The organism is Microbacterium sp. zg-Y625 (assembly GCF_030246925.1).
Classification (GTDB): Bacteria; Actinomycetota; Actinomycetes; order Actinomycetales; family Microbacteriaceae; genus Microbacterium; species Microbacterium jiangjiandongii.
In genome coordinates, this window is the sequence record NZ_CP126740.1 from 2,846,683 (window position 1) to 2,862,151 (window position 15,469).

The window sequence follows — 15,469 nt, forward strand, 5'->3', positions numbered from 1 at the left end:
GAGGATCGCCCGTCACCCGCCGCTGGGGCCGGGATGTCATAGTGGCGGTCATTGCGGTCTTCCTCTCAGGCGAACGCGACGGTGCGCTTGCGCACACGGGTGAGCTGAATTGCGGAGATCGCGGTTCCCACGATGATCAGAACGCCGAGCGCGAAGCCCTGCCAGAACGTCGGGATGCCGACCAGAATCATGCTGTTCTGCACGATCACGATCAGCAGCGTGCCCAGCATCGCGCCGGTGAGCGTCCCCGTGCCTCCCGTGATCGCCGCGCCGCCCAGGACCACCGCGGCGATGACCATCAGCTCCATGCCGAGCAGATTGGTCGGATGCATCTGGTCCATCATGCTGGTGCGGACCAGTCCCGCCAGGCTGGCGATGACGCCGACGATGACGTACAGCCAGAACTTGGTGGCGCGCACGTTGAAGCCGGCCCGGGCAGCAGAACTCTCGTCGCCGCCGAGGGCATACACACCCCGACCGAATGTCGTGTAGCGCAGCAGCACGAACGCCGCGACGAGCACCCCCACCAGGATCAGGAATGCCACGGGCATGTTGGAGGTGAGCCCCGAATCGGGGTTGGTGGCTACGAACAGCGTCGCTCGACCGAACTCGCTCATACCGGCGGGGATGGTGGGGATCTGCACGGAGCCCAGCGCCCCCTGCATGAATCCTGAGAACACGTTCGCAGTGCCGAGGGTGATGATCAGGACGGGGACGGCGAATCGGGCGGTGAACAGGCCGTTGAACGCCCCGAGGAGTGCCCCGAACACCACCACGAGAGCCAGCGGCACCCAGATGCTCCCGCCGTAGCCGGCATCCACCAGGAGACGGGTGGTCGCGTACACCGACAGCGAAGCCAGCGCGGGAAAGGAGACGTCGATGCCTCCGGAGACGAGCACCATGAATGCGCCGACGGCGAAGATCCCGGGGACGATCATGGCGTTAGCGATGTCGACCAGGTTGTTCGCGGTGAAGAACTGACCGCTCCTGGCCTGGATGACGACGCTGAGCACGACGATCACCAGGAGCAGATAGAACTCGTTGGATTTCAGGAGTTTCCGGCTCGTTGCCTTCATCTCAGTGCTCCTCTTGCTGAAGGGTCGCGTCCTGGGTCATGAGCGCGGTGAGCTCCGCGTCATTGGTCGCGGCGGGGTCGATCTCGGCGACGATGCGGCCGGCGTTCATCACGAGCACACGGCTGCAGTTGTGGAGGACTTCCGGGATGTCGTCGGAGATGATGATGACGGCCAGCCCTTCCGCGGCCAGCTCTCGCAGCACTCGGTGGATGTCGTGCTTGGAGCCGATGTCCACCCCGACGGTCGGCCCGTTGAGGATGAGGACGCGCGGCTTCGTCGCCAGCCACTTCGCCAGCACGATGCGCTGCTGGTTCCCGCCCGAGAGGGTGCTCGCTGCGTTCTCCGGGTTGGGCGTGGCGATCCGCAGGTCCTCGATCCACCGCTGCGCCTCGGCTCGCGCTCGGCGCTGGTCGAAGACCCCCCACTTCGATACGAAAGCGTCGATCTCGGAGATGACGATGTTGGAGCCGATGGAGCGCTCGAGGAACAGCCCCTCCGTGAGGCGGTCCTCCGGGACGTACCCGATTCCGTGCCCGATCGCGTCGCGCACCCCATGGAGGTGCACTGGCGCGCCGTCGATGTGGATCGCACCGGCATCCGGTTGCAGCGCACCGAAGAGGGCCAGCGCGAGTTCGGTCCGCCCGGAGCCCAGCAGCCCCGTGATCCCGAGGATCTCTCCCGGGCGCAAGGTCAGGTCGACCCCGGTGAAGCCGCCCTCGAGAGTGAGGCCGATCGTCTCCAGCACGGGCTCTGCGGTCCGTGTCTCGGCGAGGAACCGGGTCTCCTCGAACTCGCGGCCGGTCATGTACGCCGAGAAGCTCCGGTGGTCCAGTTCCTCAGGCAGGCAGGTGATGACGTGCTTTCCGTTGCGGATGATGGTGAACCGCTCGCAGATCTCGAAAACCTCTTCCAGCTTGTGACTGACGAAGAGGGTGGCGATGCCGCGCGATTTGAGGTCGAGGATGATGCGGAACAGCGCCGCGACCTCGCGGCGCGTCAGAGCTGTCGTCGGCTCGTCCATGATGATCAGTCGCGCGTCGCTCATGAGGGCACGGGCGATCGCGATGAGCTGCTTCTGGGCGACCGGCAGCCGCTCCACCTTCTCGTCAAGATCGATCTGGACGTCGATCTTCGCCAGCGCGTCCGCGGCGATCCGCCGCATGCGCCGCCAGTTCACGAACGTGCGCCTTTCGGCCAGCTCGCTCGTCAGCGCGAGGTTCTCCATCACGGACAGGTTCGGGAACACCGAGAAGTCCTGGTAGATGACCTGCACGCCGTTGGCGATCGCGTCCATGGGGCTCAGCTGCGTGAACTCGCGGCCGTTGAGCTCGATCACGCCGGCATCGGGTGAGTGCACGCCGGAGATGACCTTGATGAGCGTCGACTTGCCGCTGCCGTTCTCCCCGGCGAGGCAGTGGATCTCCCCCGGCGCGATCTCGATCGAGATGTCGGTGAGGGCCTGCACTCCGGCGAAGGCCTTGCTGACGCCGCGTACCGCGATGACGTTGTCCACCATCGACGCGTCCTTTCGTTTGTCATGGGCAACCGGTGCCCGGTCCGGGGCAGGGTCGGACGCCCTGCCCCGGTGAGGGACGGCTCAGAATCCGTAGTCGTCCACGTTGTCCTGATTGATGACAACCCAGCCGTTGCCTTCGAGCACCTTGTCGCTGCCCTCGGCGAAGCGCATGTCTTCGTAACCGGCAACGCCGAGGTCGACCCCGTCGGCGATCTCCTCGCCGTCGAGGATCATCTTGGCGAGAGACGCCATTGCGTAGCCGGCATCGGCGGGGTCCCACAGCGTGAGGCTCTTGACCAGCCCTTTCTGGAGGATCGCCTTGTTGGCGGCGGGCATGCCGGTGCCGGTGACGAACACCTTGCCGGTAAGGCCGAGCTCCTCGATCGCGCGTGCGACGCCGGGGGCATCGAAGGAGGAGGTACCGACGAAGCCGGAGATCTCGGGGTACTTCTTGAGCATCTCCTTCGCCACCTGGTAGGCAACTTCTCCGTCGTCCTGCGACTCCACCCGCGGCTCGGCTTCGAGAAGGGTCATACCGGGGTACTCCGCGAGCTGCCGGGCCACTGCACCGTCCGCCCATTCGTTGTGGGAGGCGTTGGTGACGTGGCCCACCATCGTCGTGTAGACGCCTTCTTCGCCCATGGCCTCGGCAAGGTTGTCCATGATGAACCCGCCGTAGTCGCTGTTGTTGAACGCCTCGATGTCGTACATCGTGTTCTGCTGACTGGCGCCCTCGTGGGTGACGACGACGATGCCGGCGTCGATGGCCTGCTTGAGGACGGTCTCGAGCGCCCCAGGGTCGACCGGGACGACGCCGATCGCATCCACGCCCTGCGCGATGAGGTCCTGGATCACCTGCGCCTGCATCGTGGCATCGGTTTCTGCGGGGCCCTTCTGATAGACGTCGAGGCCCGTGTCCGCGGCGAATCGCTTGACACCCTCGTCCATGCGGACGAACCACGGGTTGGTCGCATCCTTGGGAACGATCGCGATCGTGTAGTCGCCGTCTCCCGCGTCTCCCGCACCCGCGTCGGGCGAGCCGCTGCCGCCCGGGGTGCACGCCGCCAGACCGAGTGTCAGGACTGCGGCCAAGCCGAGAGCCAGGCCGGCAAAGCGTCGTTGCTTCATGTTGTTCTCCTTGATGCCTCTGCGGGTCGCGTGAGCGCGCGGGGCCGGAGCCGGAGTGCGCCATTGCGTGTGTAAGGTTTGAAGCGCTTCATTCTCTGAAGCGCTTCAAAAGTACACAGACCGCCGAGCGCCCGCAACTCGCAACAGAAGGTCCCGCGACCTAGAGTGAGCGAGTCGAGGCTGAGGCCGGGAGGAACTCCACGTGAGCAAGGCAGACCTGCCGCCCCATGACCCCGTGCGCCTCCGGGACGTGGCCGAACGCGCAGCCGTGTCGACAGGGACGGTATCCAACACCATCAACCACCCCGAGCGCGTCCATCCCCGCACGCGCGCGGTCGTGCTCGATGCGATCGAGGCGCTCGGATTCGTGCCGAACCAGCAGGCTCGGGTGCTGACCGGTGCAGCCAGCAACATCATCGGGCTCGTGGTGCTCGACGTGGAGAGCCCCTTCTACATGGAGACGGCGCATGCGATTGAACGCGCCGTGCGCGAGTCCGGTCACGTCGTGATGCTGTGCAACTCCGAAGGAGAGCCGGTCCGGGAATCGGAACTGCTGACGATGCTCGCCGCCCAGCGGGTGCGTGGCGTGCTGCTGGCTCCGGCCGCGGCCGAGATCGGCGCGACCTGGCACCGGCGGCTTCCGCAGAACCTCCCCGTCGTGCTGCTGGACTTTCCCGGCGGGCCGAAGCAGTGCTCCGTGGCCGTCGACAACGTCGCCGGCGGAAGGCTGGGAGTACGCCATCTACTCGATCTCGGCCACGAGCGGATCGCGTTCGTCGGCGGATCCCCCTCGCTGCGTCAGTTCGCCCAACGGTCCAGCGGTGCGCGGGAAGAACTCGCCGCTGCAGGGCTGGACCCACGCAGGGCTCTCGTCGAGGTGAGCACGTCGGGGCTCGGTATCCGCGACGGGCAACGCGCCGTCGAGCTCCTTCTGCAGTCCGACCTGCCAGACGCGATCTTCTGCGGCAACGACATGCTGGCGTTCGGCGTGTACCGCGGGCTCGCCGCGGCCGGCATCCGCGTGCCAGAAGACATCGCACTGGTTGGCTACGACGACATTGATTTCGCGAAGGATTGGATCGTCCCCCTCACCTCTGTGCGACAGCCGATCGACGAGCTCGGTCGGCGGGCGGCACAGCTGCTGATCGAGCATTCGTCGCGAGACGAGGCGCACGAGCACCGCCAGCTGACCCTCCAGCCCGAGCTCGTCGTACGCAGATCAAGCGATCGGCGAGCAACGGACTGATCCCGCGCCACATGCCGTTAGCCTGGATCTAACATCAACGAACATCGAGCCAGCGAGGACGTGATGGCGAGAACGAGCACATTGCGGGGCGAGGAGCGCCGTCACGCCATCATCGAGCGGGTGAACCGGGACGGCTCAGCCGGTCTGGACGAGTTGGCGGACGAGCTGCGAGTGTCGTCGATGACGGTGCGACGCGACCTCGACGATCTCGAGGCCGACGGACTGCTGCGGCGGGTCCGCGGTGGCGCCGTCGCGCTGAACGGCCCGCGTCAGTTCGGCGAGCGCCGGGCGGTCCGCACGCGCGCGAAGCAGGTCATCGCAGCGAAGGCCGCGGCCTTTCTCCCCACGTCGGGCGCCATCGCCCTGGACGCCTCCAGCACCGTCGGCACGCTCGCCGCGATGCTCGCGGCACACGCCGGACTCGTCGTTGCAACCAACTCTTACGAGAATTTCACGACTGCCAATGCGAGCGATGTCAGAGCGGTGCTGATCGGCGGGGAGCTGGATGACGCCACGGGCAGCTTCGTCGGCAAGGTCGCCTGCGACGCGGCGTCGTCGATGCTCTATCGGAGATTCTTCACCTCCGCCGCCGCCTTGGATCCTCGCCAGGGCAGCTCCGAGGCGTCGCTGGCAGAGAGCCAGGTCAAGCGCGCCTTTGCCGAACGCAGCCAGCACGTCGTGCTCTGCGTGGATTCCTCCAAGCTCGGCGGCGTCGCAGTGTCCGCAGCCTTCCGACTGCACGAGGTGGAAGCACTCATCACGGAGCTCAGCCCAGAGGACCCGCGCTTAGACGCCTACCGCGAGGCGACCGACGTCCGCTGAGGCCGTCGCTTGTGCTTGAAGTTATTTCTTGTCAAAATCACAGAAACGAACATGAACCAGGAAGCCCTATGACGAACCCCGCAGCCGCAGACCTCATCGCCCGCAGCAACCGCCTCGGCGCCGACCCGAAGAACACCAACTACGCCGGGGGCAACACCTCCGCCAAGGGCACCGAGACCGACCCGGTGACGGGCGAGCCGGTCGAGCTGCTGTGGGTCAAGGGCTCCGGCGGCGACCTCGGCACCCTCACCGAGAAGGGCCTGGCCGTGCTGCGCCTGGACCGCATGCGGGCACTCGTGAACGTCTACCCTGGCGTCGACCGCGAAGACGAGATGGTCGCGGCCTTCGACTACTGCCTGCACGGCAAGGGCGGCGCCGCCCCGTCGATCGACACCGCCATGCACGGCCTGGTGGATGCCGCGCACGTCGACCACCTGCACCCGGACTCGGGCATCGCGATCGCGACCGCCGCCGACGGCGAGAAGCTCACCTCCGAGATCTTCGGCGACAAGGTCGTCTGGGTGCCGTGGCGGCGCCCCGGCTTCCAGCTGGGCCTGGACATCGCCGAGATCAAGGCGCAGAACCCGCAGGCGATCGGCTGCATCCTCGGCGGCCACGGCATCACCGCGTGGGGCGACACGTCGGAGGAATCCGAGCGCAACAGCCTGTGGGTCATCGACACCGCCGCCGCCTACATCGCCAGCAACGGCAAGGCCGACCCGTTCGGCGGCGTGCGCGCCGGCTTCGAGGCGCTGCCCGAGGCCGAGCGGCGCGCCCGCGCTGCCGCCCTCGCGCCGACGATCCGCGGCATGGCATCCACCGACAAGCCCATGGTCGGCCACTACACCGACAGCGACGTGGTGCTGGACTTCCTCGCCTCCGAGAAGGCGCCCTACCTTGCAGGTCTCGGCACGAGCTGCCCCGACCATTTCCTGCGCACCAAGGTCAAGCCGCTGATCCTCGACCTGCCCGCCACGGCGACGGTCGAGGAGCAGCTGGCGCGCCTGCAGGAGCTGCACGCCGAGTACCGCGCCGACTACCAGGCGTACTACGACGCGCACGCGGATGCCTCGAGCCCCGCAATCCGCGGCGCGGACCCGCTCATCGTGCTCGTCCCGGGCGTCGGCATGTTCAGCTACGGCGCGAACAAGCAGACCGCGCGCGTCGCCGGCGAGTTCTACGTCAACGCGATCAACGTCATGCGCGGCGCCGAGGCGCTGTCGACCTACTCCCCCATCTCGGATGCCGAGAAGTTCCGCATCGAGTACTGGGCGCTGGAAGAGGCGAAGCTGCAGCGGATGCCGAAGCCCAAGACCCACCAGGGCCGCATCGCGTTCGTGACGGGCGCGGCATCCGGCATCGGCAAGGCCATCGCGACCCGCCTGGCGGCCGAGGGCGCGTGCGTCGTCGTGGCCGACCTCGACCTCGAGAAGGCGCAGGCCGCGGCCGCCGAGCTCGGCAACGCCGACGTGGCGATCGGGGTCGCGGCGAACGTGGCGGATGCCGCGGGCGTGCAGGCCGCCATCGACGCGACCGTGCTCGCCTTCGGCGGCGTCGACCTCGTCGTGAACAACGCCGGGCTGTCGCTGTCGAAGCCGCTGCTGGAGACCACCGAGAAGGACTGGGACCTGCAGCACGACGTCATGGCCAAGGGCTCGTTCCTCGTCGCGAAGGCCGCCGCGAAGGCGCTCGTCGAGCAGAAGATGGGCGGCGACGTCATCTACATCTCGTCGAAGAACTCCGTCTTCGCCGGCCCCAACAACATCGCGTACTCGGCGACCAAGGCCGACCAGGCGCACCAGGTGCGGCTGCTTGCGGTCGAGCTCGGCGAGCACGGGGTGCGCGTCAACGGCATCAACCCCGACGGCGTCGTTCGCGGATCGGGCATCTTCGCGTCGGGCTGGGGCGCGAACCGCGCCGCGACGTACGGCGTGAACGAGGAGGACCTCGGCCAGTTCTACGCCAACCGCACCATCCTCAAGCGCGAGGTCGTGCCCGAGAACGTCGCCGACGCGGTGTACGTGCTCACCGGGCCGGAGCTCTCGCGCACGACCGGGCTGCACATCCCCGTGGACTCCGGCGTCGCCGCCGCGTTCCTGCGATGAGCGCGGGTGCAGCGGGCGGGTCCGTCGTCTCGGGCGGGTCCGTCGCGGCGATCGACCTGGGCGCGACGAGCGGCCGGGTGATCGTCGGGCACGTCGGTCCCGACACGCTCGAGGCGACGACCGTGGGCCGCTTCGCCAACGACCCGATCGCCACGCCCGACGGGCTGCACTGGAATCTGCTCGGACTGTACAGCGCCGCCCTCGCCGGGCTGCGTGACGCGCTGCGTGCGGCGCCCGACGTCGCCAGCATCGGCGTGGACTCGTGGGCCGTGGACTACGGGCTGCTGCGCGACGGGCGGCTGCTGGGCGCGCCGTTCCACTACCGCGATGCGCGCACCGAGCGCGGCGTCGCGGCGGTGCACGAGCGGATGCCGCACGCGGAGCTCTACCGCCGCAACGGGCTGCAGTTCCTGCCGTTCAACACGCTGTACCAGCTGGCCGCGGAGCCGACGGAGCTCCTCGGCTTCGCCGATACGGCACTGCTCGTGCCCGACCTCATCGGCTACTGGCTCACCGGCCAGGCGCGCACCGAGGTCACGAACGCCTCGACGACCGGCCTGCTGCGGGCCGGCACAGCGGACTGGGACGACGAGCTTCTCGGCGCCCTGGGCCTTCCCCGCGGCATCCTCCCCTCCCTCATCGCGCCCGGCGAGCGCCTGGGCGCGCTGCTGCCCGGGGTCGCCGCGTCGCTCGGCGCCGAATCGGGCGTGTCCGTCACTGCGGTGGGGTCGCACGACACCGCCTCAGCGGTCGTCGCGGTGCCGATGCGGTCGGAGTCCGCGGCCTACATCTCCTGCGGCACGTGGGGGCTCGTCGGCGTCGAGGTGGAGCGGCCGGTGCTCACGGACGAGGCGTTCGCTGCGAACTTCACCAACGAGGGCGGCGTGGACGGTCGGGTGCGGCTGCTGCACAACGTGATGGGCCTGTGGGTGCTGAGCGAGACGGTGCGCGGCTGGGAGCGCGAGGGGCACGCGATCGACCTGCCGACGCTCTTGGATTCCGCGGCCGCAGTGGATGCCGCCTCGGTGCCGGTCTTCGACGTCGACGACCCGCGGTTCCTTCCGCCGGGCGACATGCCCGCGCGCATCGACCAGTGGTGCGCGGAGCACGGCCTGGCCGCGCCGCGGACGCGTGCCGAGTACGCCCGGTCGATCGTGGAGTCCCTCGCGCAGGCGTTCGCCGACACCGCCCGGCTCGCGGGCCGCATCGGCGGGGTGGACGTGGAGACGATCCACATCGTCGGCGGCGGGTCACTGAACCGCCTGCTGTGCCAGCGCACCGCCGATCGGGCGGGGCTGCCGGTGCTCGCGGGTCCGGTCGAGGCGACCGCGCTCGGCAACCTGCTGGTGCAGGGTCGCGCCGCCGGCTTCGTCTCCGGCTCCCTGGAGTCGCTCCGGGATCTCGTCGCGCGTACGCACGCCCCGACCCGGTACGCCCCCCGCGCCGCCGAGTGAGTATTCTCGGCGTCGAGTGAGTATTGGCGTCGCCGAGTGAGTATTCGAGGCGCCGAGTGAGTATTCGAGGAGATCACGGATGACCGGGTACGGTGCCGCATTCGACTGGGTGCGGCGGCATGTCGAGGCGGAACGCCTGCCATCCGCCGTTCTGGGCATCGCTACGGCCGACGGCGTCGTCGCGCTGGATGCGTTCGGAGCCACGCACGGCCGCACAGCGCGGGTGGACGACCCCTACCGACTGTTCTCGATCACCAAGGTCCTCACCGGCCTCACGGCCGCGCGGGCGATCGAACGCGGCCTGCTCACCGCGGAGACACCGCTCTCGGCGGCCGTGCCCGACTTCGGAGCCGATCGCGACGACGTCGTGCGTCTGCGTCACCTGGTGAGCCACACGTCCGGCATCCCGGAGCCTGCCCTCGACAGCGCGGTGCCGCTGCGGCAGGCACTGCTCGAACCCGGTCGCGATTTCGCCGCCGGCACCGCCTCGCGGTACTCCACCATCGCGTTCGAGGGGATCGCGGCGCTCGTGGCGCACGCCACGGGGCGCACCTGGGACGCCGATGTGGCGGACTGGACCCGCGCGGTCGGTGCCGGTGGGCTGACGCTGGACGAAGCGGCCGACCCGCACACGGTGGTCGACGGCCCCGAGCTCGGATTCGACGCGGCGGCGTTCGCCGGCCAGCGCAATCCGGGTGCGGGCATGATCGGCACCGCGGCCGACCTGCTCGCCGTCGGGGCGGCGCTGCTGCGCAACGGCGGCGAGATCGTGCGGCCCTCGACGCTGGCGATGATGCGGCGACCGCTCACCGGCGGCATCCCGAGGCTCGAACCGTATCCCGCCGAGCGAGGGCAGGACTGGGGCTTCACCTGGAACCTGCGCACGCGAGCGCCCGGGCTCATCGATCAGGACGTGTACGGCCACGGGGGCTGGGCGGGCACCGAGTTCTGGATCCATCCGACCGCGGGTGTGGCCTATGTGCTGCTCACCAACCTGGTGCAGCGGCCAGGGGTGGATGCGGACGAGCTCGACAACGCGGTCGTCGCCGCGCGCTGAGCCGCCGGCGGTGCGCTCGGCCCATATCACAGTGACCGGCAGAGCGCTACCATCCGGTATGAACAGTCAGCTCAAACTCGCGCTGTCGGTTGCCGGGTACCTCCTCGGCGCCGCCGCCGGGATCGCCGGCATCGTCGTCGGCGCGATGCAGTCCGAACCGGGCTACATCGTCATCGGCGTCGCTTTCCTGTTGGCGGTCGTCGTCGCGTTCATCGCCGGTGCGACGGCGACGCCCCAGGGGTCGTTGTCCGGCCCGAAGTTCGGCGGCAAGTTCACCCCGCCGGACTGGGCGTGGTGGGTCGCGGCCGGGATCGTCGTGGTCGGCATGGTGATCGGAGGCATCCTTCTGGCCATGTGAACCCTGCCCTTGCGCACCTGGTGCGACCCGCGCGAAGTGGCGAGACTGAGCGCATGGATGGCTTGCGCCGCTGGGCGCTTTGGGTCGCTGTCGCCGCGATCGTGCTCGCGGTGTTCGCCTGCATCGGCGCCGGCTTCCTGATCTCACCGCCGTCGCTGGAAGACCGCATCCTGCTGCTGCAGCAGGACCCCTCCGCCGCGCCGGGTGAGCTCGACCAGGACGATATCGCCGATCTCAGCGCCGACGACTTCGGCGAGAGCGCCGACGATCCGCCCGGCCTGGCGATCCCCTATCTGGCCCTGCCACTGGGCCTGCTGCTGATCATCGTGGCACTCATGGCCTTGCCGCTGATCATCGGCAACCGCCGGGTGCCGCTCGTCGGCGGCATCGTGAGCATCGTAGGCGGGCTCGCCGCGGTGATCGGCGGCATCGTGATGACCATCGTTGCCATCGCCGCGCTGTTGACCATGGTGTCACTGTTCCTCGCGGCGCCCTGGGGAACCCTGGCGTACCTCGCGATCTTCGGCTTCTTCGACGTGGGGACATCGGCCGCCCTGCTCGGGCTCATCCTGGTGCTGCAGCTCGCGGCCATCGTCTTCCTGCTCGTCGCCCAGCAGCGGATCCTCGGCAACAAGCGGCTCGTCTTCTGGCTGCTGCTGTCACTACTCCTGACGCTGTTGACGATGCTCCTGCACTCGATCGTGCCGGTGATTCTCGTGAGCATCACGGATGCCGTGGGGGCGATCATCCTCGCCGTCGTCGGCGTCGTGTGGGGGCTGCTTCTGCTCGTCGGCGGGGTGATCTCACTGGTCAAGCAACTGAGTCTCGGGCGACAGGGCGGCGGCCCGCTGCGGGAGCGAGAGGCCGCCGACACGACCGTCGGCTCGGTCGGCGCCACGGCGCGCGCAGGCTAGCCGCGCGCCGGCACCACGAGGACGATGCAGGGCGCGACCAGGACGCACGTGATCGAGAGCACGGTGTCGCTGTCATACACCGGCACCGGCGCCGGCTCGGCGCACGTCAGGGCGGATGCCGTGACGCGCTGAGCGGGATACTCCGTCCCCCGCGTGGTGACGACGACCGCGGCAGGCTCCGGGGCGCACAGGGTGATCTGGGCCGGGTCGGGCAGGGGGATGCGGCAGCCGGCGGCGTCCACGGTGAAACCGGGGAGCGCGGGGTCGGCGCACGGCGCGTCGGCGACGTCGTCGAAGTCCAGCGTCGGCCGTACCGTGAGCCAGCCGAATCCGCCGTCCACGCCGCGCCGCACCACGTCGGCCTCGCCGGCCGGGCGCAGCGCACCGTAGAACAGCACCAGCGCCGCGGTGACGGCGATCGCGACCAGCGCGATGATCATGACCTTCACGCGCCGGGTTCCTCGGCGGCGAGGGCGGGGTGCGCTGGCGGCGCAGGGTGATCGGCGGGCGCTGGCGGCTCCGCGACGGTCGTCGGGGGCAGCTCCGCGGCCGGCCCGACCGACGGGTCAGCGGACTCGGGCGTCGGGCCGGGTGCGCCCGTGAGCACGGGGGCCGGTTGGCTGCCCGGGAAGGAGGGCTCCGGCGCATGCGCCGGTCCGCCGACGGGCAGCGTGGGCGGTGCCGCGACCTCCGGCGCGCCGGCGTCGGCACTGACCGGGCCGCCCGCGAACACGATCTCGGCGGTGACATGCGCCGGCTTCTCCTGCTGCACGATCCGTCGCACAAGCACCTGATGCGCGGCGGCTGCCGCGGGCAGGGACACGACGACGTGGAACGGACGCGGGCGCCCGGCGCCATCTGTCACCTCTTCGTCGATCCGCACGCCGGCCACTCCCGTCGCCCACTCGAGCGCCTCCCGCAGCCCCTGCGCGGTGCCGCGCAGCCGGGAGAGGCGCGCCGCCGCGGCGACCACCTGCCGCAGCCGTCCGCTGCCGGCATCGAACTGACCCTGGGCGTCGTCCAGCCAGCGGTCGAGGTCGACCCAGCGCGCCAGGAACGGCACGAACCGGTCAGGCGTCCGCTGCGGGTCGAAGTACTCCGGCAGCCGCCGGAGCGTCTCCTCGACCGGCTCGTGCAGCTGGGACATGACCTCCAGCAGACTCGCGATCGGGGTGCCCACCCCGATCGTGCGCTGGTAGACCTCCGGCAGCAGCCGGGCGATGCGGTCAGAGCGCATCGTCGTATCCGACGGTGATCTCGTGTGCGCCGGGCGCGAAGAGCCAGTCCGGCGGCAGCGATACCTCGCTGTCGAACGTGGCCCGCGAGGCCAGGCCCCACGTTCGCCCATCAGAGCTGTGGAAGATGCCGTCCGGCCCCCCGCACAGGGCCAGGGGCGGACTGGACTCGTTGGCCGCGACCGTGAACAGCGCCTGGAACGTGCCGTCCTGGCGCAGAGGCAGCCCGCAGTCGCGCGTCGGGGTGCGCCAGGCCCCGCCGTCCTGCCGGGGGTTGGCGACTGCGACACCGGCGCGTTCGGTCGCCGCCAGCACGGTCTCGCCGATGAACGCGATGTCGCGGCAGCTCCCGCCCGCCCACTTCGCGCCCGCCGGTTCCCATCCCTTGGCATCCAGCTGCACGCCCAGCACCTCCACGCGGGAGACGCCGACGCCCTCTTCGGTGCCCGTGGCGTACGCGCCGGCATAGAGGTAGCGCCGGTTCGCGATCTCGAGGGTGCGCAGGACGCGGATGTCCACACCGCTGAGACCGGCCTGCACGAAGGTGCCGGGGCGCCCCTCCGCGAAGGACACGAACACGCCCTTGAGCTCCTGGGCGGCGGCAGCCACGCACAGCGCCCCCGACGGGTCGACCGAGGTCGAAACGGCGTAGAAGCCGACGCCCGGCTCCTCGGCGACCACGAGGATGTGGTCGCCCACGGCCCCTTCCTGCAACGGCAGCCGGAACAGGCCGGCGTCGGTCGCGAGGAACGCATGCGGCTGGCCGTCGATGCGCGCGAGTGCGAGCTCTTCGACGTGGGAGTCGAACTCACGGACCCGCACCCACGTCTCTCCGTAGTCGGTCGACGCATGCACGACGCTGGACTCCGTCTCGCCCACCCGCGCAACCGCCACGACGCAGCCGGGCGCCGCCGGCAGCACGGCGAGCCGCTCCACCGACTCCCCCTCGAAGCGGCACACCGCCACCCAGCCTGCGGCATCGTCGATGGAGCGGAACACCTTCTCGCCGCTGCCGCAGAACCAGGTGCGGCGCTGGTTCGGGTCGCGCACGATCGAGGGGACGATGCCGGGGACGTCTTCGACGAGCAGGGTGACACCGGAGACGTAGCGGACCCCTCGCTCGCTCTGCAGCACGTCGTACACCCTCGCGACCCGCAGGTACTCGCCGAACGGCCATCCCGGCTCGGAACCCACCGGCACAGGCGAGAGCACGCGGTCCAGCCGTTCCCGCAACCGCCGTTCGATCGCGGCGCGATCCTCGGTGCGGTGCACGACGACGGATGCGCGCACCTTCGTGCGCTTGAAGCCGGCCCATGACACCCGTACGCGGGTGCCGATCGGCTGCCGGGAGTGCAGCGCCTCCGCCAGTCGCTCCAGCACCTGTGGACTCATCGCGGCATCCAGCGCGTCAGCGCCGACGCCACCGGTGACGTCGGCGGTGGGCACGACATACACCTGCACCTCGCCGGGTGCGGCCCCGACCCAGGCGTCGGCGCGTGTCACCGCGCGGGCGCGCGAGACGCCGCCGCTGGCGGCCACCGCGAATTGCTCGTAGTCGCGCGCGGTGACGACCCGGTCGAGGGTGTGGATGGACTGCGGGCCGCGGATCATCGCGTTCTCGAGGGTCTCGCGGTCGCGCCCGCCGGTGGCTGCCGCGGGGTTCGTGACGGTGACACCGGGGACGGCGTCCTTCAGAACGGTGAGCGTCCCCGCCGCCACGTTCCCGTTCGCGCCGCCACCATGGCGGTACCAGGCGAGGATGCGCCGACCCGGCGCGGGGACCTCGGCCAGCGCCAAGGGCTGCGTGGTCAGCTCGCCCGTCGTGGGGTCCGCGATCTGAGCCGCGGGCGCGAACGTGATGACGCCCTCCGCACGGTCGACCGTGTACAGGTGGGTCTCGGCTCCTTGCGGGGGCGGAGCACCGAAGTGCTCGACCTCCGTCCAGATGCGGTAGGGCAGCCCATCCGACTCGCGGGCGGGCTCTCGGTTCGCCAATTCTCCCGGGGCCGCCTGCACGCCGATGACGAGGTCGAACACGTCGCCGGTGGGCAGGGTGATCGGGGGGTGGGCGACGTGCAGGGTCTGGCCCGGTTTGCCGGTTCCTGTCCCCAGTTCCTCGGCGTCCACGACATCGCCGGCGAAGGCGCGCACGATCGCGCTCTGCGCGCCGATGGCGATGCGGGCGTCGGCGGCGGTCGAGAAGACCGGGGAGTCCGCGTCCGACCGTGCCGTGCTCACCCTGCTGCCGCGCGGCACGACCACGTCGGCGGTCGCCGGGGCGGGAAGGGAGAAGACCAGATCGACGGATGCAGCGGCCGGGGGAAGCACGCGGACGCCGATCAGTTCGAGGAACTGCACGAACGCCTTCTCGGGGATGCGGTTGACCCGGTACAGCAACGTGTCGGTGAGGTAGGCGAACACCTCCAGCAGCGTCATGCCGGGGTCGCTTGGTGACAGGTCGGTCCACTCCGGGCTGCGTGCGGCGATGAGCGCCTTGGCGTCGGCCAGCAGTCGGTCGAAGTCGCGGTCGTCGAGGTTCGGGATGGGGAGGGCCATGC

Annotated in this window: 13 protein-coding genes; 7 read left to right on the plus strand and 6 right to left on the minus strand. The window is 69.8% G+C overall.

Annotation, left to right across the window (positions count from 1 at the left end):
• Positions 1 to 65 precede the first annotated feature (65 nt).
• The 3 genes from QNO14_RS13290 to QNO14_RS13300 all read right to left on the minus strand — a co-directional run bounded on the left by QNO14_RS13290 (position 66) and on the right by QNO14_RS13300 (position 3,720).
• Positions 66 to 1,076 carry an ABC transporter permease gene (locus QNO14_RS13290; protein ID WP_257505664.1) on the minus strand — a complete coding sequence of 337 codons (1,011 nt, stop codon included), beginning with the start codon at positions 1,074 to 1,076 and terminating at the stop codon, positions 66 to 68.
• A gap of 1 nt (position 1,077) precedes the next feature.
• Complete coding sequence (locus QNO14_RS13295; RefSeq protein ID WP_257505665.1) at positions 1,078 to 2,592, minus strand: sugar ABC transporter ATP-binding protein; 1,515 nt, start codon at positions 2,590 to 2,592, stop codon at positions 1,078 to 1,080.
• An 81-nt stretch (positions 2,593 to 2,673) separates the two neighbouring features.
• The gene (locus tag QNO14_RS13300) at positions 2,674 to 3,720 is read right to left on the minus strand and encodes an autoinducer 2 ABC transporter substrate-binding protein (protein WP_257505666.1); all 1,047 of its coding nucleotides are present in this window, start codon (positions 3,718 to 3,720) and stop codon (positions 2,674 to 2,676) included.
• Positions 3,721 to 3,922: 202 nt separating this feature from the next.
• On the opposite strand from QNO14_RS13300, the gene QNO14_RS13305 reads away from it, so the two are divergent.
• The 7 genes from QNO14_RS13305 to QNO14_RS13335 all read left to right on the plus strand — a co-directional run bounded on the left by QNO14_RS13305 (position 3,923) and on the right by QNO14_RS13335 (position 11,676).
• Complete coding sequence (locus QNO14_RS13305) at positions 3,923 to 4,966, plus strand: LacI family DNA-binding transcriptional regulator (RefSeq protein WP_257505667.1); 1,044 nt, start codon at positions 3,923 to 3,925, stop codon at positions 4,964 to 4,966.
• 63 nt (positions 4,967 to 5,029) lie between these two features.
• The gene (locus QNO14_RS13310; protein ID WP_257505669.1) at positions 5,030 to 5,788 is read left to right on the plus strand and encodes a DeoR/GlpR family DNA-binding transcription regulator; all 759 of its coding nucleotides are present in this window, start codon (positions 5,030 to 5,032) and stop codon (positions 5,786 to 5,788) included.
• Positions 5,789 to 5,856: 68 nt separating this feature from the next.
• Entirely contained in the window at positions 5,857 to 7,893 is a 2,037-nt protein-coding gene (locus QNO14_RS13315; RefSeq protein ID WP_257505671.1) for a bifunctional aldolase/short-chain dehydrogenase, read from the plus strand.
• Entirely contained in the window at positions 7,890 to 9,347 is a 1,458-nt protein-coding gene (locus QNO14_RS13320) for a rhamnulokinase (protein ID WP_257505672.1), read from the plus strand. The genes QNO14_RS13315 and QNO14_RS13320 overlap by 4 nt, the downstream gene beginning before the upstream one ends.
• A 79-nt stretch (positions 9,348 to 9,426) precedes the next feature.
• Positions 9,427 to 10,404, plus strand: a complete 978-nt coding sequence (locus QNO14_RS13325) for a serine hydrolase domain-containing protein (protein WP_257505673.1) — start codon at positions 9,427 to 9,429, stop codon at positions 10,402 to 10,404.
• Between the two features lie 58 nt (positions 10,405 to 10,462).
• Positions 10,463 to 10,762, plus strand: a complete 300-nt coding sequence (locus QNO14_RS13330) for a hypothetical protein (RefSeq protein WP_257505674.1) — start codon at positions 10,463 to 10,465, stop codon at positions 10,760 to 10,762.
• A 53-nt stretch (positions 10,763 to 10,815) separates the two neighbouring features.
• On the plus strand, positions 10,816 to 11,676 hold the full coding sequence (locus QNO14_RS13335; protein ID WP_257505675.1) for a hypothetical protein: 861 nt from the start codon (positions 10,816 to 10,818) through the stop codon (positions 11,674 to 11,676).
• Here QNO14_RS13335 and QNO14_RS13340 read toward each other — a convergent pair.
• From QNO14_RS13340 to QNO14_RS13350, 3 genes are read right to left on the minus strand one after another with little or no spacing between them, the layout of a single operon-like run.
• Positions 11,673 to 12,125, minus strand: a complete 453-nt coding sequence (locus tag QNO14_RS13340; RefSeq protein ID WP_257505676.1) for a hypothetical protein — start codon at positions 12,123 to 12,125, stop codon at positions 11,673 to 11,675. The genes QNO14_RS13335 and QNO14_RS13340 overlap by 4 nt on opposite strands.
• Positions 12,122 to 12,913 (minus strand): phage tail protein, encoded by a 792-nt coding sequence (locus QNO14_RS13345; RefSeq protein ID WP_257494036.1) that lies wholly within the window; start codon positions 12,911 to 12,913, stop codon positions 12,122 to 12,124. Before QNO14_RS13345 ends, QNO14_RS13340 begins: the two co-directional genes overlap by 4 nt.
• Positions 12,903 to 15,467 carry a putative baseplate assembly protein gene (locus QNO14_RS13350; protein WP_257505677.1) on the minus strand — a complete coding sequence of 855 codons (2,565 nt, stop codon included), beginning with the start codon at positions 15,465 to 15,467 and terminating at the stop codon, positions 12,903 to 12,905. Before QNO14_RS13350 ends, QNO14_RS13345 begins: the two co-directional genes overlap by 11 nt.
• Positions 15,468 to 15,469: the final 2 nt, after the last annotated feature.